Here is a 16,606-nt window from a genome sequence, read left to right as displayed (position 1 = left end):
GCATTTCTGAAGCGCTTTCCGGACAGACGACTTCCGGCCAACATCACGTCAGGGCATGACATGCACGCGCTCTCCAAGCGAGGCTGTCCCCACCGCCGCGGCATCACGACACCTTCACGCCGCCGATCCGGCCGGCCCCCGCGCCGCCGGACACCCCCCACGCACAAGGAGCTTCAGTGAGCCCCGTCCACGCGCGTAAGAAGCGCACCAAGCTGGTCATCGCCACCGCGGTCGTCGCCGGCGCCCTGATCACCACCGGTGTGGCCCTCAACGCCAACGCCGACACCGCCCACGAGCCCACCGGCGCCGATTCCCTGTCGGCCGCCCCGCTCACGCTCTCCGCCGGGGCCCGCAGCACACTGATCCAGCAGGCCCAGGCGGGAACCGACGACACGGCGCGGCGAATAGGCCTCGGCGCCGAGGAGAAGCTGGTCGTCAAGGACGTCGTCAAGGACGCCGACGGAACCGTGCACACCCGCTACGAGCGCACCTACGGCGGCCTGCCCGTGCTCGGCGGCGACCTGATCGTCCACACCGCGCCGTCCGGCAAGGCAGAGGGCGTCACCCGGAACACCGAGGCCGCCATCAAGGTCGCCTCGCTCACCCCGAAGATCGCCACCGCCAAGGCCGCGACGCAGGCGCTGACCGCGGCCAGGGCCGCCGGTTCGGAGAGCACCTCCGCCGACACCGCCCCGCGCAAGGTGATCTGGGCGGCCGGCGGCAAGCCCGTCCTCGCCTACGAGACGGTCGTCGGCGGCCTCCAGGACGACGGCACCCCGAACCAGCTGCACGTCATCACCGACGCCGCCACCGGCAAGAAGCTGTACGAGCACCAGGCGATCGAGACGGGCACCGGCAAGACCCGGTACTCGGGCACGGTGTCGCTCAGCACGGTCAAGTCCGGTACCAAGTACCAGCTGAAGGACACCTCGCGCGGCGGTCACCAGACGACCAACCTGGCCCGCAAGGAGAGCGGCAAGGGCACGCTGTTCACCGACGCGGACAACGTGTGGGGCACCGGCAGGTCCTCCAGCTCCTCGAAGGACCAGACGGCCGCCGCCGACGCCGCCTACGGCGCCCAGGTCACGTGGGACTTCTACAAGAAGACCTTCGGCCGCAACGGCATCAAGAACAACGGCAAGGCCGCGTACTCCCGCGTCCACTTCAGCACCAACTACGTCAACGCCTTCTGGGACGACGACTGCTTCTGCATGACCTACGGCGACGGCGAGGGCAACACCCACCCGCTGACGGCGCTGGACGTGGCGGGCCACGAGATGAGCCACGGCGTCACCTCCAACACCGCCGGTCTCGAGTACAGCGGCGAGTCCGGCGGCCTGAACGAGGCCACCTCGGACATCTTCGGCACCGGCGTGGAGTTCTTCGCCAAGAACACCACCGACAAGGGCGACTACCTCATCGGCGAGAAGATCGACATCAACGGCGACGGCACCCCGCTGCGCTACATGGACAAGCCCAGCAAGGACGGCGCCTCCGCCGACTACTGGTCCTCGACCGTGGGCAACAAGGACGTGCACCTGTCGTCGGGCGTCGCGAACCACTTCTTCTACCTGCTCTCGGAGGGCAGCGGCGCGAAGACGATCAACGGCGTCAAGTACAACTCGCCGACGGCCGACGGCTCCAAGATCACCGGCATCGGCCGCGCCAAGGCGCTCAAGATCTGGTACAAGGCGCTCACCGAGTACATGACGTCGACGACGAACTACAAGGGCGCCCGCAAGGCGACCCTGAGCGCGGCGAAGGGCCTGTACGGCTCCACCAGCACCGAGTACAAGACGGTCGCGGCCGCCTGGGCAGCGGTCAACGTCAAGTGACGGCGACGCGTTAGGCAGGGCGGTACCCGCGGCGAGGCCGCCCCGGGTACCGCCCTACTCTTGTGTCCCATGTCCCCGGCGCCCTTCACCTACGAGCCGGTCGGCGCGACCCGCGACGACCCGGCCTTCTGCCCGCCCGGCTTCCACCCGCTGCTGGTGCGCACCCGCCTCGGCGAGGGCGAGGAGGTCTTCCGCCGCGCCGCCGAGGCGGTGCTCACCTGGGAGATGCACCGCGCCCTGGGCGTCGGCATCGACGCCGGCGCCGACCGGGCGGCCCCCGGTGTCGACGTCACTGTCACGCTGGCCGCCCTGGTCAAGGCCCCCTGCCGCGTCGTCTGGACGGTCGAGGAACCCCGCCGGGCCGGCTGGGCCTACGGCACCCTGGCGGGCCACCCCGAGTGCGGCGAGGAGGCCTTCGTGGTCGACCGCACGGGCGACGGCACGGTCTGGCTCACGGTGGCCGCCTTCAGCAAGGCGGCCAAGTGGTACGCGAAGGCGGGCGGCCCGGCGACCCGGGGCCTGCAGCACGCGTACGCCCGCCGCTGCGGGACGGTCCTGCGGAAACTGTGCGCGGGTCTGTCGGAGGCCTGACGACACCGGGGGCGGAATCCGGCCGACCCTCGGCGCTCCACTGAATGCCGGAAATGAGAGGGGCAGCGAGGCTCATGTCGTTCGGTCCGTCACCCGCCGGATTCGGCGCTCCTCCACCGCCTCAGGCGTGGCCCCCACCGTCGGACATCGAGCAGGCGTTGTTCGAGGCCAAGGCCCGTGACGACTGGGCGACGTACTTCGAGGAGCTCGCGCAGTGCAGGCTGTTCTTCGAGATACGGAAGGACAGGGCGGACGCCGCACCCGGCAAAGCCCCGTACGCCGTGTTCGGATACGACCCGCGAGTCGCCGGTGGGCGGATCTGGGCCCTGTACACCGAGGGCATGCTGCCGGCGCCGGAACCCCACCGCGTGTTCGACTGGAACTTCCTCGAGTGGTTCGCCAAGGTGTGGACGCCGACCGATCCACCGGTGATCGTCATCAATCCGGGGAGCCCCTGTGAGGCGTTCCTCCCCTCGGCGCCGCCGCACTCCGCGAGCTGGGCCCAGTACGGGGACCGGGCGCCCGCCCGGGATCGGTCGATGCGACTGCGGACCCTCCGCATCGGCGCTCCCCGGCAGGGCGCCGTCGCCCACGGCCTCGCGTGCGGCGCACTCCTGTGCGTCAACAACGGCTCCTTCTGGAACGGCATGGCCTGGCACGGCACGGGATATCCGGACGAGCGGAAGCGGCTTGCGGAGTGGTGGGGCATCACCACTCGCGAGGAGTGGCAAGGCTGCCTCCGCGACCTCATCGCCTGCGAGCAGCGCAGCCCGGTCTGGGACTTCGCCCTGGGTGTACGCCGCGCCATCGCCCGGGACTTCGGCGGGTACGTGGACGCGGGGTACTGGCGGCAGGCGGTCGCCAACGTCATCCGGGCCAACTCCGAGGGCTCGGTCACGGTCACCGAGAGCGGCGTCACGAAGACCGATCCCCGGCCGGAGCCCGAGGTCCAGGCCCGGATCGAGGGCGTGCAGAGACTCATCGGACGCATCACCCGCTACGAGGCCCGGATGCGTGCCGACGGCGTACTCGACGAGAACCAGTACGTCAGCTCCGTCGACGCCTGGGACCTGGGACGCGCCTCGAAGATGGCCCGGTGGGGTCTCGGCGCACGGTACGGGACGCTGCAGGAGGCCGAGTCCGCCGTCCTCCAGGCCGGCCGTGCCGCCGCCCAGTCCTACAAGTCGTGGCAGGCCTTCTCCGCCGGCTACATCCTCGGCCGCTGTCTTCACTTCGACGACGAGGAGTTCGGCGACTGGTACCAGGACGTGGTGGAAGCGCACCGCATCCTGATGTCGGAACCGGGCAGTCCGTGGCTGGACATCCCGTTCCGGTGACCGTCCGCCCGACGACGCGCTGACGGGGGAACGACCGTACCCGGGTCGGAATTCGGCCGACCTGGGCGTCAAGGGCACCTATCACGTTGAAGCCGAGGATGCGTCGATGTGAGGATCGAACGCATGACTGAACACGGGGGCGACGCCGGCGCGGTGTCACGAACACCCAGGTCACGGCTGTACGACTACGTGGACGCGCCCCGCCCCGACCAGCGGGCCGCGTCCGGGCCGGAGGCGGCCGCCTCACCCACCGCCGAGCGTGCACGCAGCGACTTCGCCGCCCTGCTGGGCGAGTTCCGGCGAACGGCCGTACTCGTGCCGCTCGACGCGGACGAGGAGGGACTGCTGACAGGGGACTTCGGCGGCGTTCGCTGGATCTACGCCTTCTCCGGCGAGCAGGCGCTGGCCCGTTTCGCGCTGGCTCGGGGTGAGGGCGACCGGGAGTGGACCTACCAGCGCTGGCTCGGGGCCCGTCTGCTGGACGCCGGTGTTCCGGCCGTGGGCGTGCCGTGCGGGGTCGCACTGGACGTGGGCAGTGAGGGCGAAGGCGTTGTGTTCCCGCCGGTGCACGGGGTCGTGCCGGACGCGGTGGCGGTGGACGCCGAGACGGAGACGGGGGATGTGAAGTGAGCGGTGCGGACCTGACGACGCAGGGGCTCGGCCTGATAGCCAAGGGCCTGACCGACGCGCTGGGCGAGCTGAAGGAACTCGGCATGATCGGGGAGGCCGGCGCCGGGCGCGGTTTCGACAGCATCGGCCTGTCCGGGCTGGAGCTGGGGCACGGCGGTCTGACGGACGAGTTCAAGTCGTTCTGCGAGCGCTGGGAGTGGGGCGTGCGCTCGCTGATCAACGAGGGCAACGGGTTCGCGGTGAAGACGGGACTGGCGGCCGGGACGTACTACGAGACCGACCAGTACGTCGGGGGCACCCTCAAGGTCGCCGAGAACGCGGTGATCGGCAACCCGTACGCGTCCGAGGAGGACGTCGAGAACATGGGCTACGGCGAGATCGCCAAGTCCGGCCCGTGGGGTGGCGACGTCGACTACAGCAAGGAGTCCTTCGAGCAGGCCTGGGACAACAGCAAGCAGGGCTGGAAGGACACCTTCCGGGACGTGGCGACCTCGCAGTCCCTGGGCCCGCTGAGCCCGGGCCCGGACATGTTCGGGATGACGGACGCCGAGTACGCCGCATACCTGGACGACCACTTCGGACCCTCCCCCGAGGAGCGCGCCAAGGCCGCCGGCCGGCAGGGCGGTGAGGGCTGATGGGCATCCTCGGCGACCTCGGGAACGGCCTGGAGAAGGGCCTCAACAAGGGCCTGGAGGTGAGCGAACACCTCTACGACGAAGGCAAGAAGAAGGTCGGCTGGGGCATCGACCACGCCACGGACGTCGTGGGCGGCGGTCTGGACTACGTCGGCCTGCACGACTGGGCCGACGCGGTCGAGGACTACGGTGACGGCCTCGCCTCCGACCTGGGCGCCACCCCCGGTGAACAGCAGCTGGGCCAGAGCGACGAGGCGAACGAACTGATCCACGGCAGCCCGGCGAAAATCCGCGAGAGCGCGGGGCACCTGCGGGACTTCCACGGTGCCTTCGACAAGGTCGGCCAGGGCCTGAAGAAGGTCGACTCCTCCGGCTGGAAGGGCGAGGGCGGCGACGCCTTCCGCAAGAAGTTCGGCGTGCACCCCACCAAGTGGGCACAGGCGGCCGAGGCGTGCCACACGGCGGCCGGCGCCCTGGAGTCGTACGCCGAGACCGTCAAGTGGGCGCAGGGCCAGGCCAAGGAAGCGATCGCCCTGTGGGACAAGGGCGTCAAGGCCTCCAACGCCGCGGCCGAGGCCTACAAGAAGAAGGTCGAGGCCTACAAGGCCAAGGCCGAGACGGACGAGGACCCCGGCCCGAAGCCCGCCCCCTTCGACGACCCGGGCAAGGCCGACGTCAGAGCGGCGCTCCACAAACTCGCCCAGGCCCGCAAGCAGCGCAACACCGCCGCCTCCGAGGCCCAGGCCAAGGTGAAGGCGGCCCTCGCCCACGCCCCGGCCGAGCCCCCACCCCTGGACCGCCTCGACAGCAACGTCTCCGACGGCCTGCAGGCCACGACCACCGAGCTCACCCACTTCGGCGGCGGCATCGTCAAGGGCACGGCGGGCCTCGTCAACTTCGTCCGCGGCCTGAACCCCGTGGACCCCTACAACCTCACCCACCCGGCCGCCTTCCTGCAGAACGTCAGCATGACCCTCTCGGGCCTGGGCTCCACGACCGCCCACCCGGAGCGGACGGCGAAGTCGATGTGGGAGGACTTCAAGAAGGACCCGTCGGAGTTCGGTGGGCGGATGGTCCCGGAGATGTTCGGCACGAAGGGCGCGGGGCTGGCGCGCGGCGGGCTGCGGGCCGGGTTGAAGGACGGCATCAAGGGAGCCGTTCGACGGAAACTGCGCAAGTCCGCCCGAGACTCGGTCGAGGAAGGCGCGGAGGACGTCTCACGGCGACCGCTGCAGAAGGTGTGCGAGAGGGACCCCGTCGATGTCGCGACCGGTCGCATAGTGCTGCCGCAGACCGACGTCTCGCTCCCGGGCACTCTGCCGCTGGTTCTCAAGCGCCAGTTCGAGTCGTCGTACCGGCTCGGCGGATGGTTCGGCCCGACCTGGTCCTCCACGCTCGATCAACGCCTGGAGATCGACGCGGAGGGTGTCGTCTTCGTCGGCGAGGACGGCCTCACGCTCGCCTACCCCCATCCGGCCCCCGGCGTGCCGACCCTGCCCACCCACGGCCCTCGCTGGCCGCTGGACCGCACGGACGACGGCTACACCCTCGCCGACCCCGAGTCCGGCCAGGTACGGCACTTCACCGACCGCTCCCCCGCCCTCGCGCTGCTGGAGCAACTCGATGACCGCAACGGCAGCTGGATCACCTTCGAGTACGACGCCGCCGACGCCCCCGTCGCACTCACCCACAGCGGCGGCTACCGCCTGCTCCTGTCGACCACCGACGGCCGGGTGACGTCCCTGCACCTCGCGGGCGCGGCACCGGACGGCACCGACCAGGAGCTGATCCGGTACGACTACACCGACGGCCACCTCACGAAGGTCGTCAACTCCTCCGGCCGCCCCATGTGCTTCGGGTACGACGGAGACGGCCGCATCACGTCCTGGACGGACACCAACGGCAGTCACTTCGCCTACGTCTACGACGACGAAGACCGCTGCACCCACCAGTCCGGCGCCGCGGGCCACCTGCGCTCGGAGTTCACCTACGGCCCGGCCGACCCGGAGACGGGTGAGCACACCACAACCATCACGGACTCCCACGGTCACACCGCCAGCTACCTGGTCAACCGCCGCTGCCAGGTGATCGCCGAGACGGACGCCGTGGGCGCGACCACGCGCTTCGTCCGCGACCGCTACAACCGCCTGCTGTCCGTGACGGACCCCCTGGGCCACATCACGCAGTACCACTACGACGAGGCGGGCAACCTCGCACGGGCGATCCGCCCGGACGGCCGCGAGGCGAAGGCGGAGTACAACGGTCCAGGTCTGCCGGTGAAGGTGGTGAACCCGGACGGCACGGTGATCCGTCAGACGTACGACGAGCGGGGCAACCGCACGTCGGTGACGGACCCGGCCGGCCAGACCACCCGCTTCACCTACACACAGGCCGGCCACCTGACATCGGTGACCGACCCCCTGGGCAACACCACCACGGTCGTCTGCGACCGGGCGGGCCTCCCCCTGGAGATCACGGACCCACTGGGCGCGACCACCCGCTACGAGCGCGACGCCTTGGGCCGCCCGGTCACGATCACCGACCCGACCGGAGCGGCGACCCGCCTCCAGTGGTCGACCGAAGGCCGCCTCACCCAGCGCACCGCGCCCGACGGCACGACCGAGACCTGGACGTACGACGGCGAGGGCAACTGCACCACCCACACCGACACACTCGGCGGCGTCACCCACTTCGAGTACACCCACTTCGACCTGCTGACCGCCCGCACCGGCCCGGACGGTGTCCGGTACGAGTTCACCCACGACACGGAACTGCGCCTGACGAAGGTCACGAACCCGCAGGACCTGACGTGGACGTACGAGTACGACCCGGCCGGCCGCCTGCGGACGGAGAAGGACTTCGACGACCGCACCCTGACGTACGAGTACGACGCCGCCGGCCGCCTGACGTCCCGGGCGAACGTCCTCGGCGAGACGGTCTCCTTCCAGCGCAACGAACTCGGCCAGGTACTGCGCAAGGAAGCAGCAGGCCAGGTAACCACCTACGCCTACGACCTGACGGACCAGCTCGCGCAGGCGGCGGGCCCGGACGGTACGACCCTGACCCTGCTCCGCGACCGTCACGGCCGCCTCCGCTCGGAGACGGTCGACGGCCGCACACTGAAGTACACGTACGACGTCCTGGGCCGCCGCACCGGCCGCACGACCCCGACCGGGGCCGAGACGACCTGGACGTACGACGCGGCGGGCCGCCGCACGGGCATGGTGGCGTCGGGCCGCCCGATCGACTTCACCTACGACGAAGCGGGCCGCGAACTGACGCGCACCGTCGCCGGCGCGCTCACCCAGCAGCACACCTTCGACCTCCTCGGCCGCCTGACGACCCAGTCGGTGACCGGCGCTGAGGGCCGCACGATCCAGCACCGGGCCTACACCTACCGGGCCGACGGCAACCTGATCGGCATGGACGACCACCTGTCCGGCCCCCGCCGCTTCGACCTGGACGCGACGGGCCGCGTGACGGCGGTGCACGCGTCGGGCTGGACGGAGCGGTACGCCTACGACGAGGCGGGCAACCAGACGCAGGCGAGCTGGCCGTCGGACCACCCGGGAGCCGAGGCGACGGGACTCCGCTCGTACGTGGGCACCCGAATCACCCGCGCAGGCAACGTCCGCTACGAACACGACGCCCTCGGCCGCATCACGCTCCGCCAGAAGACCCGCCTGTCGAGAAAGCCGGACACTTGGCGCTACGAGTGGGACGCGGAGGACCGCTTGACCTCGGTCATCACCCCGGACGGCACCCGCTGGCGCTACACCTACGACCCCCTGGGCCGCCGCACGTCGAAGCTCCGCATGGCTGGGGACGGCGAGACAGTGCTGGAAAGGGTGGACTTCACCTGGGACGGCACGACACTCTGCGAACAAAGCACGACGTCCGAGGACCTCCCGAACCCGGTCACCATCACCTGGGACCACCAAGGCCTACGCCCCCTGGCCCAAACGGAACGCATCACCGCAGCCGATGCACCCCAGGACGAGATCGACTCCCGCTTCTTCGCCATAGTCACCGACCTGGTCGGCACCCCGAACGAACTCATCGACGAACAGGGCGAGATCGCCTGGCGCACCCGCAGCACCCTGTGGGGCACAACGGCGTGGGCAACGGACAGCACGGCCTACACACCCCTACGCTTCCCGGGCCAGTACTACGACCCGGAAACCGGCCTCCATTACAACTACTTCCGCCACTACGACCCCGAAACTGCCCGCTACCTCACAGCAGACCCACTCGGGCTCATCCCGACACCAAACCCTGCCACTTATGTAGAGAACCCACACGTTTGGAGTGATGCCCTTGGGCTAGCACCGGACTGCCACCCGAACGAACCATCCTCGGGCTTGGAGCGCCGAACTGCGAACACCGGCCCGTTCTCCGAGCTGCAAGTTGCCATGCAGAAGCGAGTGGTGCGCCAGGTGGCCGAGCAAGCTGGAGTGGGGCTTGATGGAGTAAAGATAAAGATTAACCGAGACACAGACCTAATAGGGCGCGGACTTTACGGACACACATCACCTGACCGCACCATCACTTTGTATCCCGATGCATTCACCTCTAAGGAAGACCTGGTTCGGACGATCGGGCACGAACGGATGCACGTCATGCAGATTGATCTATACGGCAGCGCCTCCTCATTGGAGCAAGAGGCCGCATGGGAGCGGGCCGCCTATAAATCAGAAGACCAGTTTTGGCACTACTACAAGGGAAGTAACAGTTAGTGGCTAGCCGCACTGCCTGGCTGAACACGCTTTCGCGAGTATCTCTCCATACCAATGACACAGCCACCGAACCCTGCCCGCATTGCGGCAGGCATCAGCTAAGAATACGGTATGTTGTGGACCCGGAAAGCCGCCTAGGCTACCTCCTATTTTGGTGCGATGCGTGTCTACACGGTGTTACCGTATCTCGGGTACGAGCTCCTGACAGAGCACCGATCTACCCTATCGACGACCCTGCTTCGGTGGCCGGGATTCCAAAATTCGAGCGTGATGAGTGAGCCCTCTGACCCAACATTCGCCAATTACCCCGTCACCTAATTCCGGTCGACCCCCGCCCCATGCCGACCAGGTGAACCCCGCCAACTCAGGGGCCCGACACCGCCCAAGCCCACCGCCCCTCCGGGCCGCTCGCTCGCTCCTCTCTCCCCCCGTGCTGGAGTGAGCCGAGTCAAGGGTGGCTCGGAGGGCCATCGCCGGAGGCGACGCCCAGCGCCCTTTACTCGGCTCACGGAAGCACGACACTGGCCGAGAAGCGAGTGGCCCAACGGTCACCCGTTCACTCCCCGGTGAACAGCTCCGCCGCGTCCAGGGCGTGCACCGCCCGCTGGGCCCAGACCTCCAACTGGCCCAGATCCGAGCACGCCTCGACCCGCTCACGCACAGCGTCGGGCACTGGGATGCCGCGCCACTCCAGAATTCGGAGTGTCATCTGCTGGCATTCCTGAATCCGCCCCTCCTCGCGCACCTGCTCCGCCAGCGGGTGTCGCCAGAAGTACTGGATCGCTGTCATCAGGTCCCTCCACATCTGCTTCGCCTGGGGGTCGGCCAGGCAGGAGTCGACGAACTGCACGAAGACCGCGGCACTGTCGGGGTCGATGGTCCGCAGGGCGGTTGCCAGGCCTTCCAGTATGGCCGGAGCCTGCGGCCCACGCCCGTGTGTCATCGCCGACAGCACCGCAAGAGGTACGTCCCGTTCCGCCTGCCGCTCATCCGCGATCACCGGGACGTTGTCCGGACCCAGCACCAGCGGACGCACCGTCAGCGAGTGCCAGTCCCGGAAGCCCAGCCGAATCGGGCGGGATGCCCACCGCGCCGTAGCGCTGCTCTGCGTGATCACGATGAGCACCGGTTCACACCGGTACTTCTCGTACAGGTACGACAGGTAGTACGGCCAGCTGCCCCGCTTGCGCTCGTCCACCTTCCCCTGCGACTCCACCACCAGCAGGTACGTGCCCTCGCCCGTCTCCGCTCGCAGCAGCGTGTCCACCCGCCGCTCCACCGGTTCGATCTCGGTGAGGTCCACGTTCAGTGCCGCGATCTCCCTCGGTTCCGGGAACGGCACATGCAGGACCCGCTGTAACGCCCTCGTCAGCAGCGCCGGGTCCTTCTGGAAGATCCGGTGCAGCGCCTCGTGCGACGAGCCGACCATCAGCTCTCCTTTCCGTACGACCTGATCAACGAGCTACGCCGCCGCAAGTTCGCACCACACGAACTTCCCCCGGTCCCCGAACCGCGCCGACGGCTGCCAGCCCCACCCGTCGGCACACGCCCGCACCAGACCCAGGCCCCGCCCCTCCTCCTCCAGCCCCGCCACCCGGCCCAGCGTCCGGGGCGGAGGCGGCGGTGCCGGGTCCGTGTCCCACGCCCCGATCCACACCACCCCCTCCCGGGACCGGCGCACCCTCAGCGCCGCCGGCCCCTTCGTGTGCCGCACCGCGTTCGACACCAGCTCCGTCGCCAGCAGCTCCGCCGTGTCCACCAGCCCGATCAGCCCGTGCATCGTGAGGATCAGGCGCAGGGTGCGGCGGCACACGGTCACCGCTCTCACGTCGTTCGGGATGTAGAGCGTGTAGTCCCAGGGCTCGTTTTCGGGCATGCGTCAGCAACTCCGTTCGGTGACAGGGGATTCCGCGCGCGGTGGCGTTGCCGCGGGCGCCATGACAGGGCGGCGCGGTGCACTTCCGCTCCGTGTGCGCTACGTCACCGACGGTAGGGCATAAATTTCATCCGCCGCAAGCAGGTCCCGTAATCTTGCCCTCGAACGAGCAGCCTCACCGAGGCCGTTGAGGAAAGAGGGCACCGTGCCGGCACGACGGAATCCCACAGCACGACAGGTTCGCCTGGGGACGGAACTGCGGAGACTGCGCGAGGCCGCCGGGCTCAAGGCGACGGAAGCGGCAGCCCTGCTCGGGGTGAACTCGGTGCAGATGAGTCAGATCGAGTCCGGGATCGCCGGAGTGAGCGAGCAGCGGCTCCGGCGACTGGCTGCCAACTACGCCTGCTCGGACGAAGCGTTGATCGACGCCCTGGTGGCCATCGCGACCGACCGTAGGCGCGGTTGGTGGGAGGAGTACCGGGGCGTCCTCCCTGCCGCCTACCAGGATCTGGCCGAGCTGGACCACCACGCGAGGTTTCGCAAGGACGTGGCCGTCATCCACGTGCCGGGGCTCCTGCAGACGGAGGAGTACGCCCGCGCCCTCTTCGCCTACATGAACCCCGAGTTCCCGGACGACGAGGTCGGCCTTCGTGTCGAACACCGGATGAGGCGGAGGGTCGTCATCGACGGGCCGGACCCCATCCCGTACGAGACCGTGATCCATGAGGCGGTGCTCCGCATCAGGGTGGCCGGGCGCGCTGCCTCCCGGGCACAGCTCGACCGCATCCTGGCCGTGTCCGAAGCCGATCACGTCACCGTCCAGGTGATCCCCTTCGCATTGGATGACTTCGCCGGTGCCGGGAGCACCATGGTGCACCTGGGAGGAGCGGTTCCCCGGTTGGACACCGTCGTGCGCGACGCACCGCACGGCACGGCGTTCGTCGACTCGGAAGCCCAGCTGGAGCACTTCCGGAAGCTGTTCCTTAGGGTGAGGGAAGCCGCGCTACCACCCGAGCGGTCGCGCGACCTCATCCACCGGCTGATGAAGGAGCTGTGAGGGCAGGCATGATCACCCACGCCTCTTGGAAGAAGTCGTCCTTCTCCGGCGGAGGTGAGGGAAACGACTGCGTCGAGGTAGCGGACCTGGACACCCATATAGCCGTCCGCGACTCCAAGGACCCCGCCAGAACCCCCCTCACCTTCCCCACCACCGCCTTCGCCCCCTTCCTCCAGGCCCTGAAGGGCACCCCCGCCCCAGGAACGCACGCGTTCTGAACCGAAGGTGCCCCGCCCCTCACCTCACCGCAGCAGCACCCCCGCCCCCTCCACCACGTCCCCCGACGGCACCGCCACCAGCCCCAGTTCCGCGCCCGAGGCGAGGAGGCGGTGGGTGGGGAGGATGCGGACCGTGTAGCCGTAGGGGCCCGTGCGGTCCAGGGACAGGGGGCCCTCGTAGACGCAGCGGCCCTCCAGGCCGGGGGCGCCCGCCGGTTTCAGCGGGACGATCGTGGCGTCCGTGATGCGGTCCTCCGCGTCCACCCGGCCCGACACCGCCTGCACCTCGACGTCGTCGGGGGTCAGTTCGCCCAGGCCGACCCGGACGCGGAGGCCCACCGTCGTGCCCAGCTGCGCGGTGGCCGTCGTCGCCGTCGTCTCCACGTGGTCCACGCTCACCGCGGGCCACGCGGACCGCACCCGGGCCTTCCAGGCGGCCAGGTCCCGTGCCGCGTCGGGGGTCAGGGCGCGGTCGGCCTCCGCGGCGGGGGCGTAGAGCCGCTCGACGTACTCCCGGACCATGCGGCCCGCCAGCACCTTGGGGCCCAGGTGGCCGAGGGTCTGCCGGACCATCTGGATCCAGCGGTCGGGCAGCCCGCCACGGCCCCGCTCGTAGAAGCGGGGGGTCACCCGCTGTTCCAGGAGGTCGTAGAGGGCCGCCGCCTCGATGTCGTCGCGGCGGTCCGGGTCGGTGCCCGCGCCGTCCGCGGTGGGGATGGCCCAGCCGAAGTCCGGCCGGAACCACTCGTCCCACCAGCCGTCCAGCACCGAGAGGTTGAGGCCGCCGTTGAGGGCCGCCTTCATCCCGGAGGTGCCGCACGCCTCCAGGGGGCGGAGCGGGTTGTTCAGCCAGACGTCGCAGCCCGGGTAGAGCTTCTGGGCCATCCCCATGCCGTAGTCCGGCAGGAAGACGATCCGGTGGCGGACCCGCGGGTCGTCGGTGAAGCGGACCAGTTCCTGCACGAGGCGCTTGCCGCCGTCGTCCGCCGGGTGGGCCTTGCCCGCGACGACGAGCTGCACCGGGCGGTCCGGGTGCAGCAGCAGTTCCATCAGGCGGTCGCGGTCGCGCAGCATGAGGGTGAGGCGCTTGTACGACGGGACGCGGCGCGCGAAGCCGATGGTCAGGACGTCCGGGTCGAGGACTCCCTCGATCCAGCCCAACTCGGCGTCACCGGCGCCGCGTTGCCGCCAGGACGCGCGCAGCCGCTCGCGCACCTCCAGCACCAGCTGTTCGCGCAGCGTGCGGCGTAGTTCCCAGACCTCCTGGTCCGGTACGTCCGCGACCGAGTCCCAGCGTTCGCCGCCGCCGACGGTGAGCGCGTCCTCCGTCCGCTGGGCGCCGACCTGCCGGGCGCCGAGCCGCAGCACCTCCGGCGCCACCCAGGTCGGCGCGTGCACCCCGTTGGTCACGGAGGTGATCGGCACCTCCTCGGGGTCGAATCCCGGCCAGAGTCCCGCGAACATCTCCCGGCTCACCTGCCCGTGCAGCAGCGACACCCCGTTGGCCCGCTGGGCCAGCCTGAGGCCCATCACGGCCATGTTGAACAGGTTGGGCTCGCCGCCCGGGTAGGTCTCCATCCCGAGCGCCAGGACGCGCTGCACGTCGATGCCGGGGAGTTCGGCGTCGGGACCGAAGTGCCGGGCGACCAGTTCCCGGTCGAAGCGGTCGATGCCGGCCGGGACGGGGGTGTGGGTGGTGAACACCGTGCCGCCGCGCACGGCTTCCAGTGCCGCGTCGAAGTCCAGCCCTCGCGCGCACAGTTCCGCGATCCGTTCCAGGCCGAGGAAGCCGGCGTGCCCCTCGTTGGTGTGGAAGACCTCGGGCTCCGGGTGCCCGGTGAGCCGGCAGTACGTCCGCACCGCCCGGACACCTCCTATGCCGAGCAGCATCTCCTGGAGCAGCCGGTGCTCGCTGCCGCCGCCGTAGAGCCGGTCGGTGACCCCGCGTTCGCCGTGGTCGTTCTCCTCCACGTCCGAGTCGAGCATCAGCAGCGGCACCCGGCCCACCTGGGCCAGCCAGATCCGGGCGTGCAGCGCCTTGCCGCCGGGCAGCGCGAGGGAGAGCCGGGCCGGGGAGCCGTCGGCGTCCTTGAGCTGGGTGACGGGCAGCTCGTTGGGGTCGAGCACCGGATAGTGCTCCTGCTGCCAGCCGTCCCGGGACAGGCTCTGCCGGAAGTACCCGTGCCGGTACAGCAGTCCGACGCCGATCAGCGGGACGCCGAGGTCGCTGGCCGCCTTCAGGTGGTCGCCGGCGAGGATGCCGAGCCCGCCGGAGTACTGCGGCAGCGCGGCCGTGATGCCGAACTCCGGGGAGAAGTAGGCGACGGCGGCGGGCAGGCCGTCGTCCTGGGCCTGGTACCAGCGGTCGCCGGTCAGGTAGTCGTCGAGATCGTCTGCTGCGGCGGCCAGGCGGCGCCGGAACCGCCGGTCGCCGGCCAGCTCGGTCAGCCGTGCCGGTCGTACGGTGCCCAGCAGCCGAACCGGGTCGCCTCCGGCGGCGGCCCAGGCCTCGGGGTCGACGGACTGGAACAGGTCGCGTGTTTCCGCATGCCAGGACCAGCGCAGATTGCGCGCCAGGTCGTTCAGCGGCCGGAGGGGGGCGGGGAGAACGGGACGGACGGTGAACCGACGGATCGCCTTCACTTGCCACCTCGACGCGTCGCGGGTGAGACGCACGGCGTTGTACGTCTCGTCGTCACCTTCGACGGTAGTGGTTACCCGGGCGTCGGTGGGGACCTGCCCGACGGGGTGTCGGGGCGTCAAGAGGGCGACTCAGGGCACCCGGAAAGAGGAGGCCGGTCTTGTGTGTGGACGTACGAGTGAGTAGTTAACAGAGTGCCGGGTTGCCCACCCGAGCCGGGTGGGCAGGCTCCTCCGGTACACACCCCCACATGCGTACCGACGTATAGAGCAGGACCAGCAGGACCCACCTCCCCACAGCCATCCGCCCACACCTACGTTGACGCGGACAGGAGCGGTCATGCCCGCCACGCACCACTCGTCAGCACCCCCGACAAGCAGCAAGGCCAGCAAGGCCACCAAGGCGACAGGTAAGAAGTCAACCGGCGGGAAGGGCAAGGGGCCTGCCGCGGGCGTTACCGGCCAGCCGCCCTCCGGGGAGGGGCCCGCCCCGGAGACGGCCACCGCCGTGGGCCGCATCCCCGTCCTCGACGTACGTCCGGTGGTCCAGCACGGGCGCCGGCCGGCCAAGGCGGTGGCCGGTGAGTCGTTCGAGGTGTCGGCCACCGTGTTCCGGGAGGGCCACGACGCCGTCTCGGCGAACGTGGTGCTGCGCGACCCGGCGGGCCGGGCCGGCCCCTGGACTCCGATGCGCGAACTCGCCCCGGGCACCGACCGCTGGGGCGCCACCGTGACCGTGGGCGAACCCGGCCGCTGGACCTACACGGTGGAGGCGTGGTCCGACCCGCTGTCCACCTGGCGGCACCACGCCCGGATCAAGATTCCGGCGGGCATCGACACCGAACTGGTGCTGGAGGAGGGTGCGCGGCTGTACGAACGCGCGGCCGCGGCTGTGCCGGAGGAGCAGCGGCCGGTCGTCCGCGACGCGGCGGCCGCCCTGCGCGCCGAAGACCGGCCGGCGGCCTGGCGGCTCGCGGCGGCGCTGGCGCCCGAGGTGGAGGCGGTGCTGGCCCGGTATCCGCTGCGGGAGCTGGTGACCTCTTCCGACGCG

Annotated in this window: 12 protein-coding genes; 9 read left to right on the top strand and 3 right to left on the bottom strand. The window is 70.0% G+C overall.

Going from position 1 to position 16,606, the window contains the following annotated elements:
- Positions 1-176: 176 nt before the first annotated feature.
- The 6 genes from IE177_RS29215 to IE177_RS29190 all read left to right on the top strand — a co-directional run bounded on the left by IE177_RS29215 (position 177) and on the right by IE177_RS29190 (position 9,764).
- Positions 177-1,835 (top strand): M4 family metallopeptidase, encoded by a 1,659-nt coding sequence (locus IE177_RS29215; RefSeq protein ID WP_190018476.1) that lies wholly within the window; start codon positions 177-179, stop codon positions 1,833-1,835.
- 69 nt (positions 1,836-1,904) lie between these two features.
- On the top strand, positions 1,905-2,426 hold the full coding sequence (locus tag IE177_RS29210; RefSeq protein ID WP_190018475.1) for a DUF1990 domain-containing protein: 522 nt from the start codon (positions 1,905-1,907) through the stop codon (positions 2,424-2,426).
- A gap of 74 nt (positions 2,427-2,500) precedes the next feature.
- Positions 2,501-3,763 (top strand): DUF1266 domain-containing protein, encoded by a 1,263-nt coding sequence (locus tag IE177_RS29205; RefSeq protein WP_190018474.1) that lies wholly within the window; start codon positions 2,501-2,503, stop codon positions 3,761-3,763.
- A gap of 123 nt (positions 3,764-3,886) precedes the next feature.
- A complete protein-coding gene (locus IE177_RS29200; protein WP_190018473.1) occupies positions 3,887-4,393 on the top strand; it encodes a hypothetical protein in 507 nt (168 codons plus the stop codon).
- Positions 4,390-5,028, top strand: a complete 639-nt coding sequence (locus tag IE177_RS29195) for a hypothetical protein (RefSeq protein ID WP_190018472.1) — start codon at positions 4,390-4,392, stop codon at positions 5,026-5,028. Before IE177_RS29200 ends, IE177_RS29195 begins: the two co-directional genes overlap by 4 nt.
- Positions 5,028-9,764, top strand: coding sequence for a putative T7SS-secreted protein (locus IE177_RS29190; protein WP_190018471.1), 4,737 nt, complete (start codon positions 5,028-5,030; stop codon positions 9,762-9,764). The genes IE177_RS29195 and IE177_RS29190 overlap by 1 nt, the downstream gene beginning before the upstream one ends.
- Before the next feature lie 556 nt (positions 9,765-10,320).
- On the opposite strand, the gene IE177_RS29185 is transcribed toward IE177_RS29190, so the two are convergent.
- Positions 10,321-11,193: a hypothetical protein gene (locus tag IE177_RS29185; RefSeq protein WP_190018470.1), complete on the bottom strand. Its 873-nt coding sequence runs from the start codon at positions 11,191-11,193 to the stop codon at positions 10,321-10,323.
- Between the two features lie 33 nt (positions 11,194-11,226).
- Positions 11,227-11,640 (bottom strand): ATP-binding protein, encoded by a 414-nt coding sequence (locus IE177_RS29180; RefSeq protein WP_190018469.1) that lies wholly within the window; start codon positions 11,638-11,640, stop codon positions 11,227-11,229.
- Positions 11,641-11,845: 205 nt separating this feature from the next.
- On the opposite strand from IE177_RS29180, the gene IE177_RS29175 reads away from it, so the two are divergent.
- Together IE177_RS29175 and IE177_RS29170 are read left to right on the top strand one after the other, a co-directional pair.
- Complete coding sequence (locus tag IE177_RS29175; RefSeq protein WP_190018468.1) at positions 11,846-12,697, top strand: helix-turn-helix domain-containing protein; 852 nt, start codon at positions 11,846-11,848, stop codon at positions 12,695-12,697.
- 8 nt (positions 12,698-12,705) lie between these two features.
- On the top strand, positions 12,706-12,915 hold the full coding sequence (locus tag IE177_RS29170) for a DUF397 domain-containing protein (protein WP_190018467.1): 210 nt from the start codon (positions 12,706-12,708) through the stop codon (positions 12,913-12,915).
- Between the two features lie 24 nt (positions 12,916-12,939).
- On the opposite strand, the gene glgP is transcribed toward IE177_RS29170, so the two are convergent.
- On the bottom strand, positions 12,940-15,558 hold the full coding sequence (glgP, locus tag IE177_RS29165) for an alpha-glucan family phosphorylase (RefSeq protein WP_190018466.1): 2,619 nt from the start codon (positions 15,556-15,558) through the stop codon (positions 12,940-12,942).
- A 337-nt stretch (positions 15,559-15,895) separates the two neighbouring features.
- Here glgP and IE177_RS29160 point away from each other — a divergent pair.
- Positions 15,896-16,606: maltotransferase domain-containing protein (locus tag IE177_RS29160; RefSeq protein WP_190018465.1), on the top strand; the 711-nt coding region annotated here is incomplete at its 3' end.

The organism is Streptomyces lucensis JCM 4490 (assembly GCF_014650035.1).
Taxonomy (GTDB): Bacteria; Actinomycetota; Actinomycetes; order Streptomycetales; family Streptomycetaceae; genus Streptomyces; species Streptomyces lucensis.
The sequence above is the reverse complement of the archived record's forward strand: the minus strand, read 5'-3'. Positions and strand labels throughout refer to the sequence as shown.